Raw genomic sequence first — 23765 nt, 5'->3', positions numbered from 1 at the left:
TCAAGAAAACTATTGGCTCAACCAATTTAACTAAAACGGCTTCACAACCACCATTATAACAATAATGATCATCAATAGAGTTGGCACTTCATTGATCATTCGAAAGAACTTCGCACTATTTTGGTTTTGATCCTTGGCAAAGTCTTTAACTTGTCGCGACAAGAAACCATGCATGCCAGACAGCGCCAAAACACTGGCAAACTTAATCAAAAACCAAATGTCAGTGAAACTGGCCATTTGAAACCCAAACACCAACCACAAGCCAAACACCCAACTGGCAATCATGGCCGGCGTCATAATCGCTTTCAGCAGCCGACGCTCCATAATTTTAAAGGTTACACTTTGGGTGGAGCCCTTCTCCGCATCTGCATGATAAACCATCAACCGCGGCAAATAGAGCATACCCGCCATCCAGGCGATGATGGAAATAATGTGTAATGACTTCACCCAAAGCATAATTTTAGCCCTTCACCCGGCGGACCAATTGTTCCACGTGCGCAATCGGCGTCTGCGGCACAATACCATGGCCCAAATTGAAGATGTGCGGCGTATCGCTAAAAGCCTCTAGGATGGCATCTACAGCGCGATTCATCTGATCGCCACCAGCCACCAGCCGCAAGGGGTCCAAATTGCCCTGTACGGTCGCCAGAGGCGCTATATGGTCCTTTGCATAGTGAAGCGGCGTCGCATAATCCACGCCAACCGTATTTACACCTGTCGCTTTGATATATTTCGGCACATTTGCAGCCGCGCCGCGTGGAAAGCCAATAATTGGCGCATTTGGAATCTCTGCACGCACCTTATTGATCAATTTAACTGTGGGGGCGATCACATAGGAATCAAAGGCGACCTCATCCAGATTCAAAGCCCAGCTTTCAAAAATCTGCACCACATCGGCACCCGCTTTGAATTGAGCAATCAAATATCTCGCGCTCGCCTCAACCAACACATCCATCAAAGCTGCAAAAGCTTCTGGCTGTTGCAACGCAAATAAACGTGCCGCAGCTTGGTCAGGTGAACCTTTGCCCCCGATCATATAGGTCGCCACAGTCCAAGGTGCACCACAAAAGCCAATGAGCGTTTTGTGGTCATCAATCGTTGAACGCAATCCAGAAACTGTCTCCAGCACAGGGTTGAGATGATCCAACACCTTGTCCACCGACAAGGCCTTCACATCATCCATACCTTCCAAAGGCTCTAGCAACGGTCCCTCGCCTGGCTGAAATTGCACTGACTGTCCCAAAGCGTCTGGAATAACCAAAATATCTGAAAACAAAATAGCTGCGTCCAGATCAAAACGTCTTAGAGGCTGTAAGGTGACTTCAATCGCCTTTTCAGGCGTATAGCAAAGATCCAAAAATCCCTTTGTTGATGCCCTAACCTCACGATATTCAGGCAAATATCGACCAGCTTGCCGCATGATCCACATGGGGGGCACATCAAATTTCTGTCCTAATACGCATTGAAGCAATTTGCGGTCGGTCAATCGGTCCACCTTTTCCCTATAAATCCAATAGATAAGATATTTATATCTTTCTTCTTTTTCTTCTTATCTGTGTTTTGCAGGAATTCTTTCTTTCCCACAACCCTAATCCACATGCGGCACATAGACCCTTCTATGTTGATCAAAAATCTGTATCCAACGGCAAAAAGTTAACGAAACGTAAATTTTGCCCGTTAACAAAGGATTAACGGTTAAAAAAGCGTTACTGCATAACAGGTGGAAAAGCTGTACACAAATCGGGTACAGTTTTGGATAAGGAGTCTTATGCCCGAAATCCACATTTTCCTTAATCAATTTTTAACCATGGCAAAAGCTGTGCATGAAATTTGAGCCAACGGTGAAAAAGACGCGGAAAAATGATCAAGAAGGACCAGCAGCTGCTCATTCACACATTTGCCCACAGTTCATCGGGGATAACTAGGTAAGTATATGAAAAACAATATTATTTTGGCTTCAAAAAGTGTCTTTCGTGCACAATTATTAACCCGCGCAGCTGTGGATTTTGATGTTGTTGCGGCGCATGTGGATGAACGCGCAATAGAGCGTGATAACCAGCTGTCAAAACTCGATCAGAAGGCCCGTACGGCACATTTGGCCGCTGCAAAAGCGTTCGCAGTGGCCCAGCAACATAATGATCGCTTTGTGATTGGCGCCGACCAAACGATCATGTTGGGCCAAATGCCGCTGCATAAACCTCGAGATGGAGATCATTTGCGCGAGCAGCTTAAGATGATGCGTGGCAAAACCCATAGCCTGATAAGTGCGGCGGTCATTGCAAAAAATAACCAAATTTTGGCTGAAACCAGCCAAACGGTAAAACTCACCATGCGCAATTTCAAAGATGAAGAGATGGAAAAGGTAATCGCCGCGTCGGGTGATGAGCTTTTACAATGCGCAGGCGGTTATCAACTGGAAGGACCGAGCGTGCAATTGTTCGAAAAGGTCGATGGCGATTATTTCACTGTTTTGGGCCTGCCGCTTCTGCCTTTGCTGAAGGCCTTGCGTGAAGTGGGGGCGCTTTCATGAGTGGTCCACTGCAAGCCTTTGTCACAGGCAACCCGATCAAACATTCCAAATCACCCTTGCTGCATGGCTACTGGCTTAAAAAGTACAATATTTCAGGTACTTATTCCGCTATTGAGACAGATGAGCAAACCTTGCCGAAATTGATCGAGCAAGTCCGAAATGGTGAATTGCGCGGCGGCAATGTGACCATTCCGCATAAGCAATTGGCATTTGATCTATGTGATCAACACACCGATACGGCCAAAAAAATCGGTGCGGTGAACACAATTTGGGCTGAAAACGGTAAAATCATGGGCGATAATAGTGATGAATATGGCTTTCTGGCCAATCTCACTCACCAATTGCCACATTGGGATCTACATAAAGAATGTGCCATCATTTTAGGTGCGGGCGGCGCAGCGCGAGCAATCCTGGCCGCGCTTGTGGATAAAGGCTTTAAAACCATCTATTTGCTCAATCGTACGTTCGCCCGTGCCGAACAATTGGCCAGTGAATTTGACGGACCCATTGTACCGCAAACCCTTGATCAATTTGATCAATTGGCGCCTCAAGCAGATTTTGTAGTCAACACCAGCTCAATCGGCATGCACGGCTCAAGGTTTGACCAACTGGATGTGCATAAACTACCAGAGAACGCAATTGTCACAGACATTGTCTACACTCCACTAATGACACCGTTGCTCCAAGATGCAGAGGCGCGAGGGCTTAAAATTGCAACGGGTCTGGGCATGTTGTTGCACCAAGCGGTACCAGGGTTTGAAATTTGGTTCGGTCAAAAGCCCGAAGTTGATGAAGACCTGATCCAATATATGCTGGCGGAGATCAAAAATGGCTAATTCCAGTCGCAAGCCTATCGTCTTGGGCCTCACAGGTTCCATCGCCACAGGTAAATCCACCGTGGCAGGCATGTTCGCCAAGCGGGATATCCCGATATATGATGCGGATCAGGCTGTGCACGATCTTTACAAACATGAAGCGATTGAACCGATGCGCAGGCTGTTTCCTGATGCCATCATCGATGGACAAATAGACCGTGCCGCCCTCTCGAAACATGTATTGGGAAATCCAGAAAATCTGGCCAAACTTGAAGCACTAATCCATCCAATGGTGCAACAAAAAATGCACAAATTTTTGGAACAAGCCGCTGGAAATAATGAGAAATTAGCAATTTTGGAGATCCCATTATTGTTTGAAACCGGCAAAAATTACCCGACAGATTTCATTGCCGTTACCTTCTGCGCACCAGAGATACAAAAGCAACGGGCTTTGGCGCGTGCGGGGATGAACGAGGATAAATTCACCGCCATCGTCGCGCGGCAAATGCCACAAGATGAGAAGCGATCTCGCGCCGATTTTGAAATTGATACCGGCACTGACCTCGCCAAAACACAATCGGCTGTGGATGAGATCATCAAAGCTTGTTTGGCCGCCAAAGCCCACTAAAATAGCCGCAGCGAAATTGCGGCGCGGGGACCAAAACTTTGAAACGCGAAATTGTGTTGGATACGGAAACAACGGGTCTCAATCCGGCAACGGGCGATCGTCTGGTGGAAATTGGCTGTGTTGAGCTCATCAACCACATTCCCACGGGCAATAATTATCACGTTTATTGCAATCCAGAGCGCGATATGCCGGAAGAAGCCTTTAAGGTTCACGGCTTGGGCAATGAGTTTTTGGCCGACAAACCCTTATTCAAAGACATAGCGGACGATTTCCTCGATTTTGTCGCTGATTCGGTACTGGTGATCCACAACGCGCCCTTTGATATGGGCTTCTTGCAGGCTGAATTGGAATGGGCCAGCAAACGCCGGCTTGACAATGAAGTGATCGACACCGTGATGCTGGCGCGCAAGAAGCACCCTGGTGCACGCGTAAATCTGGATGCTCTATGCCGCCACTATGGTATCGACAATACCCGCCGCACCCTTCACGGCGCCTTGCTCGATAGTGAAATTTTGGCAGAAGTCTATCTTGAGCTTTTGGGCGGTCGCCAAGTTGGCCTGTCGCTCGCAGCGCAAACCGAAAATCAAAATGAAGGCGTGACCATAAAAAAAGAGGCCGCGCGTCAGCGTCCGGCCCCTTTAAATTCACGTTTGACCCAAGATCAAATAGAGCGCCACAAACAATTTGTGCTTCAAATGAATGAAGAGGCGCTTTGGGCCAAATATTGGTCGTAAACCTTAATTTGGTTTAGCATCGCCATTGGCTTGCTGTTGCGCGGCAGCAGCTTCCAAATTCTGACGATAGATTGAAGAGAAGTCTACTGGTTCCATCAACAATGGAGGGAAACCACCAGTTTGCGTCACTGTTGCCAGCAATTGGCGTGCAAATGGGAAGATCAAGCGCGGACACTCAATCATCACCAAGGGGTGCAATTGATTTTCTGGGAAATTCTTAATCGCGAACAGGCCGCCATAAACCAACTCAACGCTGAACAAAACTTTATTGTCGCGCTCGGCTTTGGCATTGATGGTCAATTCTACCGCATATAGCTCTTCTTGCTGTTTTTGCGCGCCCACATTGATAGAGATCGCAATCTGTGGGGCTTCACCCGCACTCAAAGACGCTGGTGCGTTCGGGTTTTCGAAGCTCAAATCCTTGATATATTGACCAACAATGTTGAGTGATGGTGCGGGTTGATCCGCAGCGGCTGCTTTGTTTTCTTCTTCGGCCATGTTCCTGCCCAGTTTGTTTAGAATTCTTCGCCCATGTGGCTATCACTTTTAGGCGAGCACGACAAGAAGCCAAAAGCCCTTCAATTAGTTCCGGTCTTCTCGCCAGTGATCTTCGTCCAAATCAATCACGCCATCCTCGTCGCGGCGGGTGTAATCATCGCCGCGCGGGTCTTGCCGATAAGATTGATAAGAGGTGGCCGAAACCACTTTCGCGCGTTTGCGCAACTCTTGGAACAATGTTTGGCGCACCATTGGCACAAACAAAGAAAAGCCAACAGCATCAGTGAAGAAACCTGGCGTCAGCAATAACGCGCCAGCAATGGCCAACATGACCCCATCAACAATCTCTTGCGCAGGAAACCCGCCCGCATTGAGCTTGTTTTGAATAGAAAACAGAACCGACATGCCCTGTTGCCGCAACAGGAACGAGCCCAAAATTGCGGTAAACACAATGCCGCCCATGGTCCACCAGAAGCCGATCAGGCCGCCAAGTGCCACGAAAATGGCAATTTCAATAATGGGCACAACCACAAACAGGGCAAACAGAATTCGGGACAAATTCACTCCTTTTCAGCGTTCATGTGACAAAATGACATTTCTTTGACCAATCATTGGTCTCAAAGCTGGCCATAAGCGTATCTTGACATATATATAGGAAGAAATAATGAAATTGCGAGCGCGCATTCGCGCATGATGAGGCAAATATGCAAGACTTTTTAGATCCAACCACCCTTATCTTCTTGATTATTGCTGTGGTTGTGCTTTTCCGGCTGCGCTCTGTTTTGGGCACACGTACCGGTGAAGAGCGCCCGCCTTACCAGCAAGACAATAATAATGACCGCGATAAGGCGCCAGAATCTGAAAGCGCCAAGGAAAAAGACGCGGGCAATGTCATCGATTTGGGCAAGCGTGATAATATCGCCAATTCGCGGCCGCAATTGGATGCGCAAAAACGTCGCCTAAAAATTGAAGCGGAGATCGATCGGGTTGCAGGCGAGCGCAGCAATGTGGCCAAAGGCCTGCAGGAATTGGCTGACTTGGATCGCGATTTTTCACCAAAGCAGTTTTTGGATGGCGCAATTTCCGCTTACGAAATGATCGTTGTGGCGTTCGCTCAAGGCGACAAGAAGACATTGAAAATGCTGCTTGATCGCTCGATCTATGAAGAGTTTGAGCAGGCGATCAACGAACGCGAGGCCCAGGGTCAAACCAATCAATTCACTTTTGTTGGCTTCAATAATGTTGAGGTTGTTGATGTTGAATTTGAAGGCAAAGATGCCTTGGTTACCATCGATTATCGGGCCCAAGTGGTCAGCGCTGTGCGCGATAAATCTGGCGAAGTGGTTGAAGGCGACGTGGACGCAATTGTTGATATTGCTGACGAATGGACTTTTGCCCGTCCGGTGAAATCACGCGATCCGAACTGGAAATTGGTCCGCACTGATCAGCTGGACTGATAAATGGCGCGGCGGGGCAAAAAACAGGCGCAGGATTTGGGCGATTGGCATTTATGGACGGAAGTGACTCGGTCTGTTTCGCCATTAAAACCCGAAAACCTTCAATCTTTGCGCCGAATTACCCCGCCTGAAAAAGGTGAAACGCCGCTTGAAAGCCAAAAGCAAAAGCTAAAATCCAGCACCGCGAAATCCACTGCTGGCGGTAAGCGCCAATGGGCGCCTTTATTGCCGCATACCCCGCATCAGCAATCAACCGTGCAGCCGCACATCAATTCGGTGTTGCGCCACAAGGTCAGCGAAAAACGCATCGACCCGAAAACCAAGCGCAGATTGACCCGCGGACGGGTGCCGATTGATGCGACTCTGGACCTGCACGGCCTTAGACAACACGAAGCGCACGGGGCGCTAAGCCACTTTGTTGCCAGTGCTTTTTCTCGCGGTCATCGCAATTTGTTGGTGATTACAGGCAAAGGGGTTCGGCGTACGGATTTCGCGCATTTTGAGCAAAAGGGCGTGTTGCGCTATCGTGTACCTCAGTGGTTGGAAGAGCCACATTTGCGGGGCATGATTGCTGGCATTGAGGGCGCGGGCCAATCCCATGGTGGGGAAGGGGCGCTCTATATTAGGTTAAAACGGAATCCGAAATGACCCCATTAGGTGCCAAAATGCGCCAAATGCGGCGTGAACGGAAAATCACGCTAAAGCAAATGGCGGGAGATCTAAACGTATCTAGTGCCTATTTGTCGGCGTTGGAGCATGGTCATCGCGGCAAGCCCACCTGGTATATGCTGCAGCGTATTATCGCCTATTTTAATGTGATTTGGGACGAAGCTGAAGAACTGCAACGACTTGCCGAATTGTCCGACCCAAAAATCACCATCGACACGGCTGGATTGGACCCAAAAGCAACTGAGCTGACCAATAAGTTGGCGCATAATATTAGTTCTTTGGAACCAGACGACTTAGAATTCTTTATCCAAGAGGTTGAGCAGCGCGGGGCGCGGGCGCGGGCGAAAAAATAAGAGTCATCCGCAAAGCAAAACGCTGCGTAAACTAAAATAAGCCCTTTTTTACATCCATGGCCGATATTGGCCAAAGGTAAGTTAAATGACTGAAGCACAACGCAATATCAGTGCCGATACACTCGAGTTTTTGATTGGTCGCACAGCTCTTGGCGACAAAAAATCCTTTTCAGAACTATATTCTTTGATGGCGCCGAAACTTTTCGGTGTTTGCTATCGTATCTTAAGGGACAAGCAAGAGGCAGAAGATGTGCTTCAGGATGCGTTTGTGAAGATTTGGCAAAAGTCCGATCGTTATGCGATGGGACGGGCAACACCGGTAGCATGGCTGTCCACCATTGTGCGCAATCAGGCGATTGACCGGGTGCGTGCGCGGGGTAAGCCAACGGAGCAGATTGACGAGCATTTTGAGATGGCGGACGCGAGTCCAACGCCAGAACAGCAAACAATGTCCGGCCAAGTGGCCAAGCAAATTGATTTGTGCCTCGAGCAACTGAAACAAGATCATGCCCAATGTGTGCGCCGCACCTATCTCGGCGGGTGGTCTTATCAGCAGGCTGCGGATGAACTAAAAGTGCCGATCAATACGGTGAAAACATGGATAAGACGCTCTCTGCTGTCGCTAAAGGAATGTTTGGGAAATGAGCAATAGCGTGAACAATTCTGATTTAACTGAAAAAGAGCGATGGCTTGCCGCTGAGTTTGCCATGGGCGTTTTGGAAAAAGACGAACATGATCAGGCCGCTATCCTTTACGACCAAAGCATCAGTTTTCAGCATGAGGTAGATGGGTGGACCTCGCGTCTCACTCCCATGCTGGACGATGTGGAGCCTCAAATGCCTTCACCAGCCGTATGGTCTCAAATTGAAAACCGTTTGGGCTTGGTGGATACGCCAAGCACGGCTCCGAAGGGGCTTGCCGCATGGTGGCAAAGCGTCAATCTCTGGCGAGGCCTTAGCGTGGGCACCAGCGCGGTTGCTGCAATTGCCCTGGCCATGTTGATTTATGGCGGTCCTTTGGCGCCGACACAGCCGAGCCTCACCACGCAAGAGTTGGTAGCCACATTGACCAGCGAGGGCACAAGCCCGGCCATGGTTGCGCGGTTGGACCGGGCCAAACGTCAAATGACAATTGTAACCGCAATGCAGTCTAGTGCTGAACATGATCATGAATTGTGGTTGGTGCCTGCTGAAGGCAACCCCATTTCCATCGCGCTTGTTGCTGCCGAAGGTACAGCCACACTGGATTTAGATGACGCTTTGTTGGCGCAATTGGATGAAGGGGCAACCTTTGCCATTTCTGTTGAACCGCTGGGCGGCTCCCCAACGGGACTGCCCACCGGGCCCGTTATCGCGTCGGGTCAGTTGCGAACGATTTGAGGTTCCTCAATCCATGAATTTTTTAAGCCGGGGCGGCCTATACCGCCCCGGTTTTTTATTGCATGATTTTTCGGCTTAACCGAACCACCACAAAGCAGGAGAGATGATGAGATCTATTTTTAAAGACGTACGCTAACAGGGGACGATGCCTTAACAGCTAGTGAGTTGAGATCGACACATATCAGTGGCACTTGCCAAATGCGGGTGACTTCGAGTGGGAAACGAAAAGTGCAAGAATCCCACAAGCAGGAATTGAAAGTAGCTGCGATGGCCAAGCAGCGAATTGGTCCCTCCCTCAACAAGCCTAGAGCCGCTTTCCAAGAGCGGTAAAAACAAACGGAACCCTGCTCCTTGATTTCGAAATTCGAAACAAGGAGTCAGAAGTGGCGAGAAAATCTGAAAATTCACGCTTTCAATGTCAGCATTGTCAGCAAAACGTAGCCCCGCTCACCAATGGGAGCTACCGCAATCATTGTCCATATTGTTTGTTCTCTAAACATGTGGACGTCCAACCCGGTGATCGAGGCAATCTATGCCAAGGCTTGATGCAGCCAACTGCAATTATGAGGCACAAGAAAAAAGGGTGGCAGCTAAAACATGTCTGTTTGCGATGTGGACATGTGCAAATGAACAAAATTGCGGAAAATACAGATCAACCAGACCGGGTTGAATCACTCATAAAACTGATGTGACATTTATTGGCCGATATTTTTTCGGCCAATAAATATATGAAATAAAAGGACAATTCAAAAAAGTTCAGAAAAAAATGCACTTTTTGAAACAAAGCTGAATAGGCCCCCGTATCTGCAGTAACCCTTTCAATGAGGGTGTTCATAACAACGGAGAGGTACATCATGCTTAAATCAATTTTGAAAACATCATCAGCAGTTTTTGTTGCAGCATCAATCGGCTTTGCGTCAGCTGGCGCAGCTGTTGCAATGGACGAAAACCCAATGGTGGGTGGCGCGCCAATGTTTGCTGACAAGAACATTGTTGAGAATGCTGTAAATTCAAAAGACCACACCACATTGGTTGCTGCTGTGAAAGCTGCGGGTCTTGTTGAAACATTGCAAAGCGAAGGCCCATTCACAGTGTTTGCCCCAACAAATGCGGCATTTGAAGCACTGCCAGCAGGTACAGTTGAAACTTTGCTGGAGCCTGAAAACAAAGACATGCTGACTAAAGTGTTGACCGCCCACGTTGTGGCCGGTGACGTGAAAGCCGCTGACTTGATCAAGATGATCGAAGACAATGGTGGTGCATATAATATCACCACAGTGAGCGGTGATACAATTACAGCCCAACTGGACGGTGATAGCGTTTATATCTTTGATGAAAGTGGTAATGCCGGGAAGGTAACCATCGCCGATGTGAACCAATCAAATGGCGTGATCCACGTTGTGAACTCAGTATTGGTACCTAAATAAGCTTATCGTGAGCTTTGGGCTGGCCTTTGGGCCAGCCCATTTATCCCGAAAGGAGTTATGCAAATGTCTGAGAAATCCAACAATGAACATCAAAATGGCCGCCGCGGCTTTTTGAAAAAGATCGGGCTGGGTGTGGGGGCATTTGCGGTCGCTGGTGTAGGCACTGGCACCTATTTCTGGCGCGCTGGCGATCAGGCAACCGCCAATGATCAAGGTGAATTTGAAATCACCCGTACGCCGGAAGAATGGAAAAGCATTCTAACTGATAATGAATATGCGGTGCTTCGCGAAGAGAAAACCGAGCGTGCTTATTCATCTGATTTGCTTGAAGAAAAGCGGGACGGCATTTTTCACTGCGCCGGTTGCGATCAAGCGCTTTATCCGTCCGATACCAAATATGACAGCAAAACAGGCTGGCCAAGCTTTTGGGCCCCCATAGATGAGGCGGCCATTGGCACCAAGCCAGACAATTCCCTGTTTGCGACACGCACAGAAGTGCATTGCAGTCGCTGTGGCGGGCATTTGGGCCACATTTTTGATGATGGACCGCAACCCACTGGCAAGCGCCATTGCCTCAACGGCATCGCGCTTAACTTTAAAGCCGCCTAAACCGAGATTGGGGGCAGTGGTCATCCTCCAAAATCGAGAAGTTTCCAACTTTCTTCTCTGACCCCCAATGAACCGGTTCACGCCCCGAACAGGTTCGAATCAAACGTCTCTGACTAAAGTCAGGGACGTCTTTTATTGCGACAGCCTCAACATGTTCTCACCTAACGCATTGAAAAATAAGGCTCACAAAAACGTTATCAAACCACATTGATCGAGTCTGACATCTGCGCCGTTCCCTTTGCGACCGTTGGCCAACGGATAGTTTTATAATTGGAGAGAACATCATGCTAAAATCTATCCTAAAAACGTCTTCTGCCCTTTTTGTTGCCGCTTCAATCGGCTTCGCCGCCGCCCCTGCATTGGCAGATGGGCATGGCGCCAAAATGAATATCGTTGAAACAGCGATCGCATCTGAAGCGCACACCACTTTGGTGGCCGCAGTGCAGGCAGCCGGCTTGGTTGAAACTTTGCAAGGCGATGGCCCGTTCACCGTGTTTGCCCCAACAAATGACGCCTTTGCGGCCTTGCCAGACGGCACTGTTGACACATTGCTGATGCCAGAAAACAAAGATCAGCTGACCAAAGTGTTGACCGCCCATGTTGTGGCTGGCGATGTGCGCGCTGCAGACTTGTTGAAAGCGATTGAAGACAATGGCGGCGCATATGAATTTGAAACCGTAAGCGGCGACATGCTGAAAGCTGAAGTGCGGGACGGCAATGTGTTCATTATTGATGAGAACGGCAATGCTGGTCAGGTCACTGCAGCGGACCTTGCGCAAACAAACGGCGTAATTCACGTGGTGAACGCTGTTTTGGTGCCGAAATAAGCTCGGATATGCGATTGTCAGTTTTGGTTTGGCCGGGTTAGGCCAAGCCATCTTCTTCCCCATCCAAAGTCCATACTGACAATGGCAAACGAAGCGCCCTGATCGTCCATCAGGGCGCTTTTATTTTGGATTAAAGGATAAACCGGCTCAGATCGGTATCTTGTGCCAGCTCGCCCACCGCTTTGCGGACATAGGCACCATCAATCACAATGGTTTCGCCGCTCTTATCTGGGGCTTCAAAGGAAATATCTTCCAGCAGTTTTTCCATCACGGTTTGCAAACGCCGTGCACCAATATTTTCAACTGTGGAGTTGATCGCCACGGCCACTTCGGCAATAGCGTCAATCGCGTCAGATTTGAAATCAAGTGTCACGCCTTCGGTCTGCATCAAGGCCACATATTGCTTGATCAAGCTCGCATCCGTGTCATTCAAAATGCGCACAAAATCCTCATGGGTGAGGGCACGCAGCTCAACGCGAATGGGCAAGCGGCCTTGCAATTCCGGCAACAAATCAGATGGCTTGGCCACGTGAAACGCGCCAGAAGCGATAAACAGAATATGGTCAGTTTTCACCGGACCATGCTTGGTCGAAACGGTGGTGCCTTCAATCAGCGGCAGCAAATCGCGCTGCACGCCTTCACGGCTCACTTCGCCGCCGGAACGGCCATCTTTCACGCAAATCTTGTCGATTTCATCCAGGAAAACAATGCCGTGATTTTCCACTAGATCGACCGCTTCGGCCACCAGTTTGTCTTGATCCAACAGCTTGTCAGCTTCCTCATTCACCAGCAATTCATAGCTATCAACCACTTTAACCGTGCGCTTCACGCCCTTTTGGTTGAACGCTTTGCCCAACATATCGCTGAGATCGATCATGCCCATTTGTGCGCCGGGCATGCCCGGAATATCAAAGGTAGGTGCGCCGGATTGGGCTGAAACTTCAATCTCAATCTCTTTGTCATCCAGTTCATTGTCGCGCAGTTTCCGCCGATAGCTGTCGCGGGTTGAAGGGCTGGCAGATTTGCCTACCAACGCATCCAGCACGCGCTCTTCCGCCTGCAAATGCGCTTTGGCTTGCACTTCTTTGCGCTTCTTTTCTTTCAAAAGGCCAATCCCGGCTTCCACCAGATCGCGGATGATTTGCTCAACATCGCGCCCCACATAGCCCACCTCAGTGAACTTTGTGGCCTCCACCTTGGCAAAGGGGGCTTGCGCCAGCCGCGCCAAGCGCCGAGAAATCTCTGTTTTGCCGACACCGGTTGGCCCGATCATCAAAATGTTTTTGGGGTTCACTTCCTGCCGCATTTCTGCGTCCAGCTGCTGCCGCCGCCAACGATTGCGCAGGGCCACGGCCACGGCGCGTTTGGCATCTTTTTGGCCCACAATATAGCGGTCCAATTCAGAAACGATCTCACGAGGAGAAAAACTCAATTCACTCATCATTCTTCCTTCCGGTGCCTTACAAAAAGCGCACCATCAAATCTTCATCATAATATTGGCCATCATATTTGATGGCCTTGCGGGCCAAGCCGTAATGCTCAAAACCAAGTTTGAGATAGGTCTTTATCGCCGCTTGATTATCGGTCACCACACACAGAGACATCTGCTCAACGCCCTCTTGTTTGGCATCTTGGCACATCATTTCCACCATGCGCCCCATAATGCCCTTGCCCCGCGCTTGCGGGCGGGCATAAACCGCAATCAAATTTGCCGTGTGGCGCACATTGGCACCTTTGCCTTGGGCAAAAGCCGCCACCGCCACCAACTCATTGTCTTCAAACGCCCCATAGGCATTCAAATCAGCAAGCCAGCCCTCAAAAAAGCTCAGCGGTTGGTCAATCACATTGACCAAACCTGACCCGAAGGCCGTAGGGTGGTTGCGAAAGCCCTCAATGCGAATCTCACGAAAGATTTCCGCATCCACATGCGTTAAGCGGCGAATTTGGCTCATTCCGCGTCCAAATCAATGGTTTCGACGGTCAAGCTCTCATTGGTATAAACGCAAATCTCAGCCGCAATTTTCATGGCCCGACGGGCAATCTCTTCCGCGTCATAATCGGTGTCCATCAGCGCACTAGCAGCCGCCAAAGCATAATTGCCGCCCGAGCCAATGCCCATTACCCCGCTGTCGGGGGAAAGCACGTCGCCCGTGCCGGTCAAAACCAAGCTGTCCTTTTTGTCGGCCACAATCATCATGGCTTCCAAACGGCGCAAATAGCGGTCGGTCCGCCAATCTTTGGCCAATTCCACGCAGGCGCGCATCAATTGGTCTGGATATTGCTCTAATTTGGCTTCCAGGCGCTCAAATAGCGTGAAGGCGTCTGCGGTCGCGCCCGCAAATCCTGTGATCACTTTACCACCTGCCAAGCGCCGTACTTTACGCGCGCCGTGCTTAATAACAGTCGGGCCGAGTGAGACTTGACCGTCACCAGCAACAACAATCTTGTTGCCTTTGCGCACGGTCAAAATGGTGGTTCCCCGCCAACCGGCAGAACCTTGTTGTTGATTTTGCATATATCGTCTCCGTTATCGCAGCCTCATATTTAAGAACTTCGCTGATGATTACAATCATAGCGGGGCAACCTTTTGGCCCTTTGTCGACCTTTCCCATTTCGATTCAACCTGATAAGAGGAAAGGGAAAATCGGCATTTCGGCCCGAATGGACGGGCTTTCAAGCGATGGCGATATAGATGATCTGAGGGGCATTTTTATGCGCAGTGCAAAAATTTCTCGCAAAACCAACGAAACCGATATTCAGGTTGAAGTGAATTTGGACGGTGAGGGCACCGCCAACATTGAAACTGGAATCGGCTTTTTGGATCATATGCTGGATCAAATTGCCCGCCATGGTTTGATGGACATCACCATCAAAGCCAAAGGCGATTTGCACATTGATATGCACCATACGGCAGAGGATGTGGGCATTGCTATGGGCCAAGCGGTGAAAGACGCGCTGGGCGACAAAAAAGGCATCCGCCGCTATGCCTCGTGCGATTTGCCGATGGATGAAGCCTTGTCCCGCGTGGCGCTGGATATTTCTGGCCGCCCCTTTTTGGTGTGGCAGGTTGAATTTTCGCGCGACAAGGTGGGCGATATGGATACCGAATTGTTTCAAGAATGGTTCCAGGCCTTTGCCATGAATGCCGGGATCACCCTGCATGTGCGCAATGAATATGGCAGCAACAATCACCACATCGCTGAATGCTGTTTTAAAGCCTTGGCCCGCGCTTTGCGCGAGGCGGTAGAAATTGATCCCAAGCTTGAAGGGCGCATTCCCTCAACCAAGGGCGCGCTATAGGATTGTCATATGCGGCTATATTCTATCTATGAAAAAGCAGTCGATGGTGACGAAGATGAAATGGTGGTGGTGGCCGACAAATTCCACTGGCTTGCGGCGCTACTCACACCCATTTGGTGCATCGTGCATTTGATGTGGCTAGAATTGCTTGCCTATGTGGGCGTGGCCTTCATATTGGGTTTTGTCACCTTCTTTGTTGGCGAAGACGCATCTTGGTGGATCGGTATTATGGTCGCCATCCTCATTGGCTTGGAAGCAAGTTCAATTCGCGGTCGCTTTTTGGAGCGCAAGGGCTATGTGTTGAAGGCAATTGTGCCTTCCAGTTCAAATGATGATGCGGCATACCGCTATTTGGCGACACGGGTTTTTGCACAAAAGCATAAACCAGCACCTGCGCCCCAGCCCAGCGCGCCTTTCTTAAGCGCTGAACGCCCGGAGACTTCTGTTCTATGAGCGAAAAATTTGTGATTGTCGATTATGGCGCAGGCAATTTGAAGTCCGCCCATAAGGCAGTGGAACGCGCGGCAAAATCAGCCAATAACAGCTTTGATGTTCTCGTGTCTAACAAGGTGGAAGATGTGCAAGCGGCTGACCGGATTTTGCTGCCCGGTGTGGGCGCATTCGCTGATTGCCGCAACGCATTGTTTGCGCTGGACGGCATGGTGGACGCGCTGGATGAGCACGCCAACAAAAAAGCAAAGCCCTTTTTGGGCATTTGCGTTGGCATGCAGCTTTTGGCCACCAAGGGCTTGGAAAAGCAAACCAGTGAAGGTCTGGGCTGGATTCCCGGCACCGTAGAGTTTTTGGCGCCAAATGATGAAACGCTGAAAGTGCCACATATGGGGTGGAACAACCTCAATCTTGTGCGCCCGCATCCTGTGTTTGACCATATGGCTGGCCATCCACACGCCTATTTTGTGCACTCCTATCACTATTTGACCGAAGATCCGTCCCATGTGATCGCCACTTTTGATTATGGCGGGACCCATGTGGCCGCCATTGGCCGGGACAATATTGTCGCCAGCCAGTTCCACCCGGAAAAATCGCAAGCGGTGGGCCTGACCATGATCGAAAATTTCCTCAATTGGAAAATCTAGAAAGACGAATTGATGATCCTTTTTCCCGCCATTGATTTGAAAGACGGCAAATGTGTACGCCTGCAAAAAGGCGATATGGATAAGGCCACCATCTTTAATGATGACCCGGTGGACCAAGCCCAGCAATTCCATGCGCAAGGCTTTAAATATCTGCATATGGTCGATCTCAATGGCGCCTTTGCAGGTGAAAGCGTCAATGGCGATCCGGTGGAAAAAATCATTCAACAAGTCGATATGCCCGTGCAATTGGGCGGCGGCATTCGCACACTCGATCACATCAAAGCCTGGCTTGATCGCGGCCTCAGCCGCGTCATTCTCGGCACCATCGCCGTGCGCGACCCAGATTTGGTCCATAAGGCGTGCGAGCTTTATCCGGGCAAAATTGCTGTGGGTATTGATGCGCGCGGCGGCAAAGTCGCCGTGGAAGGTTGGGCCGAAACGTCTGAATTGGATGTCATCGAGCTGGCGCAAAAATTTGAAGGCGCAGGCGTTGCCGCGATCATCTTCACCGATATTGACCGCGACGGCATTCTCACCGGCATCAATTGGGACGCGACATTGGAATTGGCCAAAGCCACAACCATTCCGGTGATCGCCTCTGGCGGCTTAGCTTCCATGGACGATATTGAGATGATGACCAAGCCTGAAATGCAGGTGCTCGAAGGCGCCATTTCTGGCCGCGCGCTCTATGATGGCCGCATTGATGTGCCCGCAGCACTAGAAAAGCTAGCGAGGGTAGAATGACCCTTAAAACCCGTCTCATTCCCTGTCTTGATGTCAAAGACGGCCGTGTCGTTAAAGGCGTCAATTTTGTTGACTTGGTAGACGCTGGTGATCCCGTTGAAGCCGCCATCGCCTATGATGCTGCCGGGGCCGACGAATTGTGCTTTTTGGATATTACCGCCAGCCATGAAGAACGCGACACGATTTTTGACGTGGTAGCCCGCACCGCCGAACATTGCTTTATGCCCGTCACCGTGGGCGGCGGCATCCGTGCGGTAGAAGATATTCGCAAGCTGCTGCTTTCAGGTGCCGATAAAGTCTCCATCAATTCTGCCGCGGTGCGCGACCCGGATTTTATCAACCGCGCTGCAGATAAATTTGGCGACCAGTGCATTGTCGTCTCGGTAGACGCAAAGGCGGCGCATAAAGAGGGTGAAACCCCACGCTGGGAAATCTTCACCCATGGTGGCCGCAATGCCACGGGCATTGACGCGGTAGAATTTGCCACCGATATGGTCAAGCGCGGCGCGGGCGAATTGCTGGTCACCTCCATGGACCGCGATGGCACCAAAATTGGCTTCGATCTTGAATTGACCCGCACCATTGCTGATGCGGTGAGTGTGCCCGTTGTCGCCTCTGGTGGCGTGGGCAATTTGGACCATTTGGTGGAGGGCGTGAAAATCGGCCATGCCAGCGCAGTGTTGGCCGCCTCGATCTTCCATTTTGGCACCTATTCCATCGGCGAAGCCAAACGCTATATGGCGGAGCAGGGCGTGCCGGTGCGGTTGGACGAGGAGGCGTAAATGAGCTTTGACCTGAAGGCGCTGGAAGCGATCATCGCGCAAAAGGCCTCTGCCTCGGCGGAAAAATCCTATACCGCCCAGCTTTTGGCCAATGGGGGCGAGCGCGCTGCCAAAAAAATGGGCGAAGAGGCGGTGGAAACTGTCATCGCGGCCATTCAAGGTGACCGCGACGAGCTGAAGGCCGAAAGTGCTGACCTTTTGTATCATTTACTTGTGGTGCTCAAAGCCCACAATATCAGCCTTGACGAGGTCGAATCGGTTCTGGCTGAACGCACCGGGCAATCTGGGCTAGATGAAAAGGCCAGTCGCGCCGAATAGGGGGGAAACATGAATCCGCTATCTTTGGGGCCAGAACTGTCCCCCTATCATGAATTTACCACCGAACAATGGGCCGCTCTGCGCCATGGCGAACCCATGACCTTGGATTTGGACGATCTGAAACGCCTGCGCGCGCTCAATGATCCGATCTCGCTGGAAGAAGCCCAACAAGTCTATCTGCCGATGACCCGGCTACTGGCCTATTATGTGGAAGCGGTACAGGGCTTGCACAGCGCTGCAGGCAAATTTTTGCAGCAAAATGGCGATAAAACGCCCTTTATTATCGGGGTTGCCGGGTCAGTTTCCGTTGGCAAATCCACCACCGCCCGTATTCTACACGCCTTGATGCAGCGCTGGCCGTCCTCTCCAAAGGTTGATTTGGTCACCACCGATGGCTTTTTGCTGCCCAATGCGGAATTGGAAAAGCGCGGCCTGATGGAAAAAAAGGGGTTCCCCGAAAGCTATGATCGCCCAGCCTTCCTGAAATTTCTTGCCTCAATCAAAGCGGGCAAGCCCAACGTCAAAGCCCCCACCTATTCGCACCTTGTTTATGATGTGGTGAAAGGCGAAGAAATCGTGGTCGATCGCCCCAATATTTTGATCGTTGAAGGCCTGAATATCTTGCAGCCAGGCGATTTGCCCCGCGATGGCCGCCCCATCCTGTTCGCGTCTGATTTCATTGATTTTTCCATCTATATCGATGCGGAAGAACCCCATTTGCGCCAATGGTATGTGGAACGCTTTCTGCAATTGCGCGAAACAGCCTTTAAAGACCCGCAAAGCTTCTTCCACCAATTCTCTAAGCTGAGCATCGAAGAAGCCAAAAAACTCGCCGCCTCAATTTGGGAACAGATCAACTTGCCCAATTTGCAAGAAAACATCCTCCCCACCCGCGGCCGCGCCGACCTCGTCCTCACCAAAGGCGCCGACCACGCGATCAACAAGGTGCAATTGCGGAAATTGTAAAGATATTTTCTTGCCGCCACCGGTCGCTCTTTTATAGCGCTCGCGCCACGCAGGCTGGCGCCCGTCCCCGGCACCCCCGCCGATGGGTGCCCCCATTTAAGTTTGTGCACGACCTATTACCCGCCGCTGTCACCCCGGACCTGATCCGGGGTCCAAGCAGCATGTATGCAGCTGCACGGCATAAGTGGCGTTATGCCAAACCTCAACCGCTACATAGATTACCGGATCAAGTCCGGCAATGACGTGAGTGGGTGGGGCGATCCCCTGCACAACACCAAAGTGAGGCACCCATCGGCGGGGGTGCCGGGGTAGCGAACGGAGTGAGCGACGGTGGCGCGAAAAAAGAGCCGGGGGTGCCGGGGACGCAGCGACCGGTGGCAGAGTAAAAACTACTTCTTCCCCGCCTCCATCACCTTGTCCTTGAACTTGCATTCATCGACAATAATGCAGTGATAACACTCAGGCTTGCGCGCCTTGCAGATATAGCGACCATGCAAAATCAGCCAGTGGTGGGCGTGCAGCAAATAGTCTTTTGGGATAACTTTCAGCAACAGTTTTTCAACCGCCAGCACATTTTTGCCCGGGGCTAGCCCGGTGCGGTTGGCGATGCGGAAAAGGTGGGTATCTACGGCAATGGTCGGGTGGCCAAACCCAATATTCAGCACCACATTTGCAGTTTTCCGCCCCACGCCCGGCAGCGCTTCAAGCGCCTCGCGGTCTTCCGGCACTTCGCTATTATGCTGCTCAATCAAGGCCTTACAAAGGGCATAAACATTCTTCGCCTTGTTGCGATAAAGCCCGATGGTCTTGATATAGTCGCGGATTTTGTCCTCGCCCAAGGCGTACATTTTCTCTGGCGTATCGGCGACTTCAAACAGGGCCTTTGTGGCTTTGTTCACCCCGGCATCCGTTGCCTGCGCGGAGAGGACCACCGCCACCAACAGGGTGAAGATATTGACATAATCCAATTCCCCTTCAGGATGCGGATTGTTCGCCTCAAATTTGGCAAACATGTCATTTATCGTTTGTTTTGTCAGTCGTGTCCGTTGAGCCATTGGGTCCTCTTGCGCGTGGTCGGGTCAAGTCTGCCCAATTTAGTCCAATTCTGTTGGTTAGAAAGGCTAAAGATGCAAATAATACAACCGCAGGACATGCGCGGCCTTTTCAAGGTTGGATTATGCAGCAGATTTTGGCTTTCTGGCCAACCCGAAGGGCATCCAATGGCCGCACTTCAACCGTTGCATAAATATGCGATGCAGAATGGACAAAATTGGGCAGATTTGGCCCAATAGGCCATGATCAAAAAGGAATGAAAAGCGCAAATGTCTGCCGATCACCAATTTGATGACCAGTTAGACCCGCCCCTGTTTCGGGCGATCCTGCGGCCACACCGCTCTCTAAGCGAGCGCGGCATTCTGGTAGTGACCATCATTGCGGGTGTACTGGCGCTCATTCCTGGCCTCACCTTCTTTCTGATGGGCGCTTGGCCGATTGTCGGCTTTATGGGCCTCGATATTTTGCTGCTCTATTGGGCGCTCACGCGATCAAAGCAGGGCGAAAAACAATATGAAGAAGTCGGTCTTTGGCCCGATGCCATTCGCATCCGCAAAGTGGATGTTAAGGGCCGGGTCAAAGAGATCGAACTTAATCCTTTTTGGGCGCGCTTGGTCACCAAACTGAATGCGGAAGATGAGGTTGATAGCCTCCACCTGATTGCCAAACAACAGCGCATCGCCCTAGGTGAATTCCTCAACCCCGCCGACAAAACCAGCTTCGCCCGCACCTTCGGGCAAGAGCTTTCGCGCGCGAAACGGTAGGGGTTTTTGGGCGTGGAAGTGTTGGTGTTCCATACCGCGTCACCCCGGACCTGATAAGGGGGCCAAGCAGCATTGGTGTAGGTGCACAACAAGAGTGTTTTGCCTAACCCGCCACCGCTACATGGATTACCGGATCAAGTCCGGTAATGACGTGAGAGGGTGTTGTTACGCCTTGTACAGCATAAAAGCGAGGCACACCAATCGGCGGGGGTGCCGGGGTAGTGAGCATAGAGAACGACGGCGGCACGCAAAAAATGGGGTGCCGGGGACGGGCGCCAGCCCGCGCGGCGTGAGCGCTGCAAAATTGCGCCCGGTGGCGGCGAGAAAAGCGGCGGGGGTGCCGGGGTAGTGAGCGCAGCGAACGACGGCGGCGCGTAATAACGTCAAAATCGGGTCGATCCACAAATCCGCCTTGCACTATATTGAGCTTCACGTTCAAATGCAGGGGCTTGAAAATGGATCAAAACATGCATCAGCTAGAAATTTGCGCTTCTGATTATGAAATTGTGCGGCAGGTGGTGGAACAGCTGCACGAAACCCCGGCTGATGAGCACCAGATTGACCGTATCGCTGCCGATCTGGGCATGACGCAGCGGCAGCTGACAGACCTATTTCGTCGCTGGGCCGGCCTAACGCCAAAAGCCTTTTCCCATTGCATCACGCTCGACCGTGCGCGCCAAATGCTCAAAGCAGACTTGCCGATTTTTGATGCCTCTCTGGAGTTGGGCCTGTCCTCACCTGCGCGGCTTTATGATTTGTTCGTAACCCATGAAGCGATGCCGCCGGGCTTTTACAAAGCCAAGGGCGAGGGGCTGGAAATCCGCTACGGCTTTCATCCATCGCCTTTCGGCCAAGCGCTGTTGATGGTCACCGATTATGGGCTGGCTGGCCTTGCCTTTGCCGACGCTGGCAAGGAGCAGGCTGCGCTGGACGACATGCAGTCGCGCTGGCCCGAAGCCACCTATATTCATAACCAAGCTGAAACCGCACATTGGGCTGACCGGGTGTTTTTGCCCCATCAATGGCAGAAAGATCAGCCCATTCGCGTGGCGATGATCGGGACAGACTTTGAAGTGCGTGTGTGGCAAACCCTTTTGAAAATTAAGCCGGGGGAAGCCAATTCATATGGTGCAATCGCTGAAGAGGTTGGATCCCCAAAAGCCGCTCGCGCCGTTGGCGCTGCAGTCGGCCGCAATCCCATCTCCTTCGTGGTGCCCTGCCACCGCGTGATCGGCAAAAACGCTGCCCTCACAGGCTATCATTGGGGCTTGACCCGCAAAAAAGCCATGCTGGGCTGGGAAGCCGGGCAATTGGAAAAGAGTTCTGCTTGATCACGCGGCTATTCGATCCTGCGTTCGACCATTCCTATTCCTCAATTATATTGTTGTTGGCTTGTCTACACCCAACGAGCCGCCCCGGACGTGATCCAGGGCCAACTCTCTTGCGCGATATCTTGGTCCCGGCTCAAGGCCGGGAAGGCCACAGTGGGGAAGATTATCAGCTAAACACCGCCTAACCGTGAGCAAAATCTAACGCGTAACCGAAACCCAAATGCTACCGCCAAGCATTGCTGTGCCTGATGCATAGCCGAGGCGACGTCGCGCTTTTATGCTTTGGAAAAACCGTTGCGCTTGCACCGCGAGCAGGGCGTAGCCGCCCAAAACAACGCCAACAATCACCGTTGACGTGGCGATGAGAATAAAAAATTGGGTGGTCGTATTGCCGGTCGGGTCCAAAAACTGCGCCAGAAATGACACGTAAAACATGATCGCTTTCGGGTTCAGCACGCCAACAAAAAATCCGGCCCGCAGGCTTTCAAACAGGCTTTGTTGGTTGGCCTGTGGCTGAATATCCATTGGGGCCAGCTGCCGTGCGGCGCGAATTTGTTGAATGCCCAGATAAGCGAGATAGAAAACGCCGCACCATTTCACGATTTGAAATAGGAATGCAGAAGTGGCCAGCAAGGCGCCAACGCCTAAAAGTGCCAGCGCGATGATAACAAAACCGCCAAAAATGTCTCCTGCGACGCAATAAAGCGCAGCACGACGTCCATTATTAAGCGCCTGCGACACCACCATAAGTACGCTAGGGCCGGGCACGATGGATATCAGGCTATAAGTGGCGATAAATGCCAACCAAAGCTCCAAGCTCATTGGCCAACTCCTAAAAAAAGAGCCCCGTGCGGGGCTCTCTTACATTAGATATTTTCCACCTTCAGCACTTTGCCACTTTCATCCAGATCATAGATGATCGGCTTGCCGGTGGCGATTTCGCGCTTCAAAATTTCTTCTGGCGACAGGCCCTCAAGTGCCATTACCAAAGCCCGTAGCGAGTTGCCGTGCGCGGCGACCAAGATGGTACCACCATCCAAAACGCGCGGCTCAATCTCGCGCTTATAATAGGGCAACACCCGGTCCGCTGTGTCCTTGAGGCTTTCGCCACCCGGAGGTGGGGTGTCATATGAACGGCGCCAAATATGCACTTGCTCGTCGCCCCATTTTTCCCGCGCGTCATCTTTATTCAGCCCGGCCAAATCGCCATAATCGCGCTCGTTCAAATCCTGATTGCGGATAATGGTCATATTGGTGATGCCCATTTCTTCGAGCATCAAATCAAGCGTATGCTGCGCGCGTTTCAGGGCTGACGTGTAGCAAAGTTCGATCTCATAGCCGCGCGATTTCAGCAATTCGCCTGCGGCTTTGGCTTCTTCAATGCCTTTGTCGGTGAGGCCTGGGTTTTTCCAGCCGGTGAACAGGTTTTTCAAGTTCCATTCGCTTTGGCCGTGACGCACCAAAATCAATCTACGATCCATGAT

General features: G+C 51.2%; 32 protein-coding genes. 22 read left to right on the top strand and 10 right to left on the bottom strand.

Translation table 11 applies throughout. The features are described 5' to 3' along the window. Nucleotides 1-30: 30 nt before the first annotated feature. Together hemJ and hemE are read right to left on the bottom strand one after the other, a co-directional pair. The gene (gene hemJ, locus ACP15Y_RS12170) at nt 31-456 is read right to left on the bottom strand and encodes a protoporphyrinogen oxidase HemJ (protein WP_424983359.1); all 426 of its coding nucleotides are present in this window, start codon (nt 454-456) and stop codon (nt 31-33) included. A 4-nt stretch (nt 457-460) separates the two neighbouring features. Further along, a complete protein-coding gene (hemE, locus tag ACP15Y_RS12165) occupies nt 461-1495 on the bottom strand; it encodes a uroporphyrinogen decarboxylase (RefSeq protein WP_424983358.1) in 1035 nt (344 codons plus the stop codon). Between the two features lie 438 nt (nt 1496-1933). On the opposite strand from hemE, the gene ACP15Y_RS12160 reads away from it, so the two are divergent. Genes ACP15Y_RS12160 through dnaQ form a run of 4 tightly spaced genes read left to right on the top strand, consistent with a single transcriptional unit; the run spans nt 1934 to nt 4707 of the window. Then, a complete protein-coding gene (locus tag ACP15Y_RS12160) occupies nt 1934-2530 on the top strand; it encodes a Maf family protein (RefSeq protein ID WP_424983357.1) in 597 nt (198 codons plus the stop codon). Next, the gene (locus ACP15Y_RS12155) at nt 2527-3366 is read left to right on the top strand and encodes a shikimate dehydrogenase (RefSeq protein ID WP_424983356.1); all 840 of its coding nucleotides are present in this window, start codon (nt 2527-2529) and stop codon (nt 3364-3366) included. The genes ACP15Y_RS12160 and ACP15Y_RS12155 overlap by 4 nt, the downstream gene beginning before the upstream one ends. Beyond that, nucleotides 3359-3973, top strand: a complete 615-nt coding sequence (gene coaE / locus ACP15Y_RS12150; RefSeq protein WP_424983355.1) for a dephospho-CoA kinase — start codon at nt 3359-3361, stop codon at nt 3971-3973. The genes ACP15Y_RS12155 and coaE overlap by 8 nt, the downstream gene beginning before the upstream one ends. A gap of 38 nt (nt 3974-4011) precedes the next feature. Beyond that, on the top strand, nt 4012-4707 hold the full coding sequence (gene dnaQ, locus ACP15Y_RS12145) for a DNA polymerase III subunit epsilon (RefSeq protein ID WP_424983354.1): 696 nt from the start codon (nt 4012-4014) through the stop codon (nt 4705-4707). 3 nt (nt 4708-4710) lie between these two features. On the opposite strand, the gene secB is transcribed toward dnaQ, so the two are convergent. Together secB and ACP15Y_RS12135 are read right to left on the bottom strand one after the other, a co-directional pair. After that, nucleotides 4711-5205 (bottom strand): protein-export chaperone SecB, encoded by a 495-nt coding sequence (gene secB / locus ACP15Y_RS12140; protein WP_424983353.1) that lies wholly within the window; start codon nt 5203-5205, stop codon nt 4711-4713. Between the two features lie 84 nt (nt 5206-5289). Further along, on the bottom strand, nt 5290-5763 hold the full coding sequence (locus tag ACP15Y_RS12135; RefSeq protein ID WP_424983352.1) for an FxsA family protein: 474 nt from the start codon (nt 5761-5763) through the stop codon (nt 5290-5292). Between the two features lie 146 nt (nt 5764-5909). On the opposite strand from ACP15Y_RS12135, the gene ACP15Y_RS12130 reads away from it, so the two are divergent. From ACP15Y_RS12130 to ACP15Y_RS12090, 9 genes are all read left to right on the top strand, one after another. Then, the gene (locus ACP15Y_RS12130) at nt 5910-6662 is read left to right on the top strand and encodes a Tim44/TimA family putative adaptor protein (protein ID WP_424983351.1); all 753 of its coding nucleotides are present in this window, start codon (nt 5910-5912) and stop codon (nt 6660-6662) included. Between the two features lie 3 nt (nt 6663-6665). Further along, nucleotides 6666-7310: a Smr/MutS family protein gene (locus tag ACP15Y_RS12125; RefSeq protein WP_424983350.1), complete on the top strand. Its 645-nt coding sequence runs from the start codon at nt 6666-6668 to the stop codon at nt 7308-7310. Continuing rightward, on the top strand, nt 7307-7684 hold the full coding sequence (locus tag ACP15Y_RS12120) for a helix-turn-helix domain-containing protein (RefSeq protein ID WP_424983349.1): 378 nt from the start codon (nt 7307-7309) through the stop codon (nt 7682-7684). Before ACP15Y_RS12125 ends, ACP15Y_RS12120 begins: the two co-directional genes overlap by 4 nt. A gap of 85 nt (nt 7685-7769) precedes the next feature. After that, nucleotides 7770-8336 (top strand): sigma-70 family RNA polymerase sigma factor, encoded by a 567-nt coding sequence (locus ACP15Y_RS12115; RefSeq protein ID WP_424983348.1) that lies wholly within the window; start codon nt 7770-7772, stop codon nt 8334-8336. Beyond that, nucleotides 8326-9063 carry an anti-sigma factor gene (locus ACP15Y_RS12110; protein ID WP_424983347.1) on the top strand — a complete coding sequence of 246 codons (738 nt, stop codon included), beginning with the start codon at nt 8326-8328 and terminating at the stop codon, nt 9061-9063. The genes ACP15Y_RS12115 and ACP15Y_RS12110 overlap by 11 nt, the downstream gene beginning before the upstream one ends. A gap of 383 nt (nt 9064-9446) precedes the next feature. Beyond that, nucleotides 9447-9755, top strand: a complete 309-nt coding sequence (locus tag ACP15Y_RS12105) for an RNHCP domain-containing protein (protein WP_424983346.1) — start codon at nt 9447-9449, stop codon at nt 9753-9755. A gap of 162 nt (nt 9756-9917) precedes the next feature. Continuing rightward, on the top strand, nt 9918-10490 hold the full coding sequence (locus ACP15Y_RS12100; RefSeq protein ID WP_424983345.1) for a fasciclin domain-containing protein: 573 nt from the start codon (nt 9918-9920) through the stop codon (nt 10488-10490). 63 nt (nt 10491-10553) lie between these two features. Next, complete coding sequence (gene msrB / locus ACP15Y_RS12095) at nt 10554-11099, top strand: peptide-methionine (R)-S-oxide reductase MsrB (RefSeq protein WP_424983344.1); 546 nt, start codon at nt 10554-10556, stop codon at nt 11097-11099. A gap of 284 nt (nt 11100-11383) precedes the next feature. Then, nucleotides 11384-11926 (top strand): fasciclin domain-containing protein, encoded by a 543-nt coding sequence (locus ACP15Y_RS12090; RefSeq protein WP_424983343.1) that lies wholly within the window; start codon nt 11384-11386, stop codon nt 11924-11926. A gap of 130 nt (nt 11927-12056) precedes the next feature. Here the strand turns inward: ACP15Y_RS12090 and hslU are convergent, their stop codons facing one another. From hslU to hslV, 3 genes are read right to left on the bottom strand one after another with little or no spacing between them, the layout of a single operon-like run. After that, nucleotides 12057-13367, bottom strand: a complete 1311-nt coding sequence (hslU, locus tag ACP15Y_RS12085; RefSeq protein ID WP_424983342.1) for an ATP-dependent protease ATPase subunit HslU — start codon at nt 13365-13367, stop codon at nt 12057-12059. A 19-nt stretch (nt 13368-13386) separates the two neighbouring features. Continuing rightward, nucleotides 13387-13878, bottom strand: a complete 492-nt coding sequence (locus ACP15Y_RS12080; RefSeq protein ID WP_424983340.1) for an N-acetyltransferase family protein — start codon at nt 13876-13878, stop codon at nt 13387-13389. Continuing rightward, nucleotides 13875-14441: an ATP-dependent protease subunit HslV gene (gene hslV, locus ACP15Y_RS12075; protein ID WP_424983339.1), complete on the bottom strand. Its 567-nt coding sequence runs from the start codon at nt 14439-14441 to the stop codon at nt 13875-13877. The genes ACP15Y_RS12080 and hslV overlap by 4 nt, the downstream gene beginning before the upstream one ends. A 197-nt stretch (nt 14442-14638) precedes the next feature. On the opposite strand from hslV, the gene hisB reads away from it, so the two are divergent. The 7 genes from hisB to coaA are packed head-to-tail and all read left to right on the top strand — an operon-like array spanning nt 14639 to nt 19133. Next, the gene (hisB, locus tag ACP15Y_RS12070) at nt 14639-15226 is read left to right on the top strand and encodes an imidazoleglycerol-phosphate dehydratase HisB (protein ID WP_424983338.1); all 588 of its coding nucleotides are present in this window, start codon (nt 14639-14641) and stop codon (nt 15224-15226) included. 9 nt (nt 15227-15235) lie between these two features. Continuing rightward, nucleotides 15236-15679 carry a DUF2628 domain-containing protein gene (locus tag ACP15Y_RS12065; protein ID WP_424983337.1) on the top strand — a complete coding sequence of 148 codons (444 nt, stop codon included), beginning with the start codon at nt 15236-15238 and terminating at the stop codon, nt 15677-15679. After that, nucleotides 15676-16323, top strand: coding sequence for an imidazole glycerol phosphate synthase subunit HisH (gene hisH / locus ACP15Y_RS12060; protein ID WP_424983336.1), 648 nt, complete (start codon nt 15676-15678; stop codon nt 16321-16323). Before ACP15Y_RS12065 ends, hisH begins: the two co-directional genes overlap by 4 nt. A 12-nt stretch (nt 16324-16335) precedes the next feature. Beyond that, nucleotides 16336-17067: a 1-(5-phosphoribosyl)-5-[(5-phosphoribosylamino)methylideneamino]imidazole-4-carboxamide isomerase gene (gene hisA / locus ACP15Y_RS12055; RefSeq protein WP_424983335.1), complete on the top strand. Its 732-nt coding sequence runs from the start codon at nt 16336-16338 to the stop codon at nt 17065-17067. After that, complete coding sequence (hisF, locus tag ACP15Y_RS12050; protein WP_424983334.1) at nt 17064-17849, top strand: imidazole glycerol phosphate synthase subunit HisF; 786 nt, start codon at nt 17064-17066, stop codon at nt 17847-17849. Before hisA ends, hisF begins: the two co-directional genes overlap by 4 nt. After that, the gene (locus ACP15Y_RS12045; protein ID WP_424983333.1) at nt 17850-18167 is read left to right on the top strand and encodes a phosphoribosyl-ATP diphosphatase; all 318 of its coding nucleotides are present in this window, start codon (nt 17850-17852) and stop codon (nt 18165-18167) included. A 9-nt stretch (nt 18168-18176) separates the two neighbouring features. Continuing rightward, nucleotides 18177-19133: a type I pantothenate kinase gene (coaA, locus tag ACP15Y_RS12040; protein WP_133573514.1), complete on the top strand. Its 957-nt coding sequence runs from the start codon at nt 18177-18179 to the stop codon at nt 19131-19133. A gap of 389 nt (nt 19134-19522) precedes the next feature. Here coaA and nth read toward each other — a convergent pair whose 3' ends face one another. Further along, complete coding sequence (gene nth / locus ACP15Y_RS12035; RefSeq protein ID WP_424983332.1) at nt 19523-20188, bottom strand: endonuclease III; 666 nt, start codon at nt 20186-20188, stop codon at nt 19523-19525. Nucleotides 20189-20455: 267 nt separating this feature from the next. On the opposite strand from nth, the gene ACP15Y_RS12030 reads away from it, so the two are divergent. Next, nucleotides 20456-20950 (top strand): DUF2244 domain-containing protein, encoded by a 495-nt coding sequence (locus tag ACP15Y_RS12030; RefSeq protein ID WP_424983331.1) that lies wholly within the window; start codon nt 20456-20458, stop codon nt 20948-20950. Nucleotides 20951-21417: 467 nt separating this feature from the next. Beyond that, complete coding sequence (locus tag ACP15Y_RS12025) at nt 21418-22281, top strand: methylated-DNA--[protein]-cysteine S-methyltransferase (RefSeq protein ID WP_424983330.1); 864 nt, start codon at nt 21418-21420, stop codon at nt 22279-22281. Between the two features lie 198 nt (nt 22282-22479). Here ACP15Y_RS12025 and ACP15Y_RS12020 read toward each other — a convergent pair whose 3' ends face one another. Both ACP15Y_RS12020 and ACP15Y_RS12015 read right to left on the bottom strand, forming a co-directional pair. Then, nucleotides 22480-23103 (bottom strand): LysE family translocator, encoded by a 624-nt coding sequence (locus ACP15Y_RS12020; RefSeq protein ID WP_424983329.1) that lies wholly within the window; start codon nt 23101-23103, stop codon nt 22480-22482. 44 nt (nt 23104-23147) lie between these two features. Next, complete coding sequence (locus ACP15Y_RS12015) at nt 23148-23762, bottom strand: 2,3-bisphosphoglycerate-dependent phosphoglycerate mutase (RefSeq protein WP_424983328.1); 615 nt, start codon at nt 23760-23762, stop codon at nt 23148-23150. Nucleotides 23763-23765 lie beyond the last annotated feature (3 nt).

The organism is Maritalea sp. S77, from assembly GCF_049801075.1.
In the GTDB taxonomy this organism is placed as follows: Bacteria; Pseudomonadota; Alphaproteobacteria; order Rhizobiales; family Devosiaceae; genus Maritalea.
This window is presented reverse-complemented; position numbering and strand designations above follow the sequence as displayed.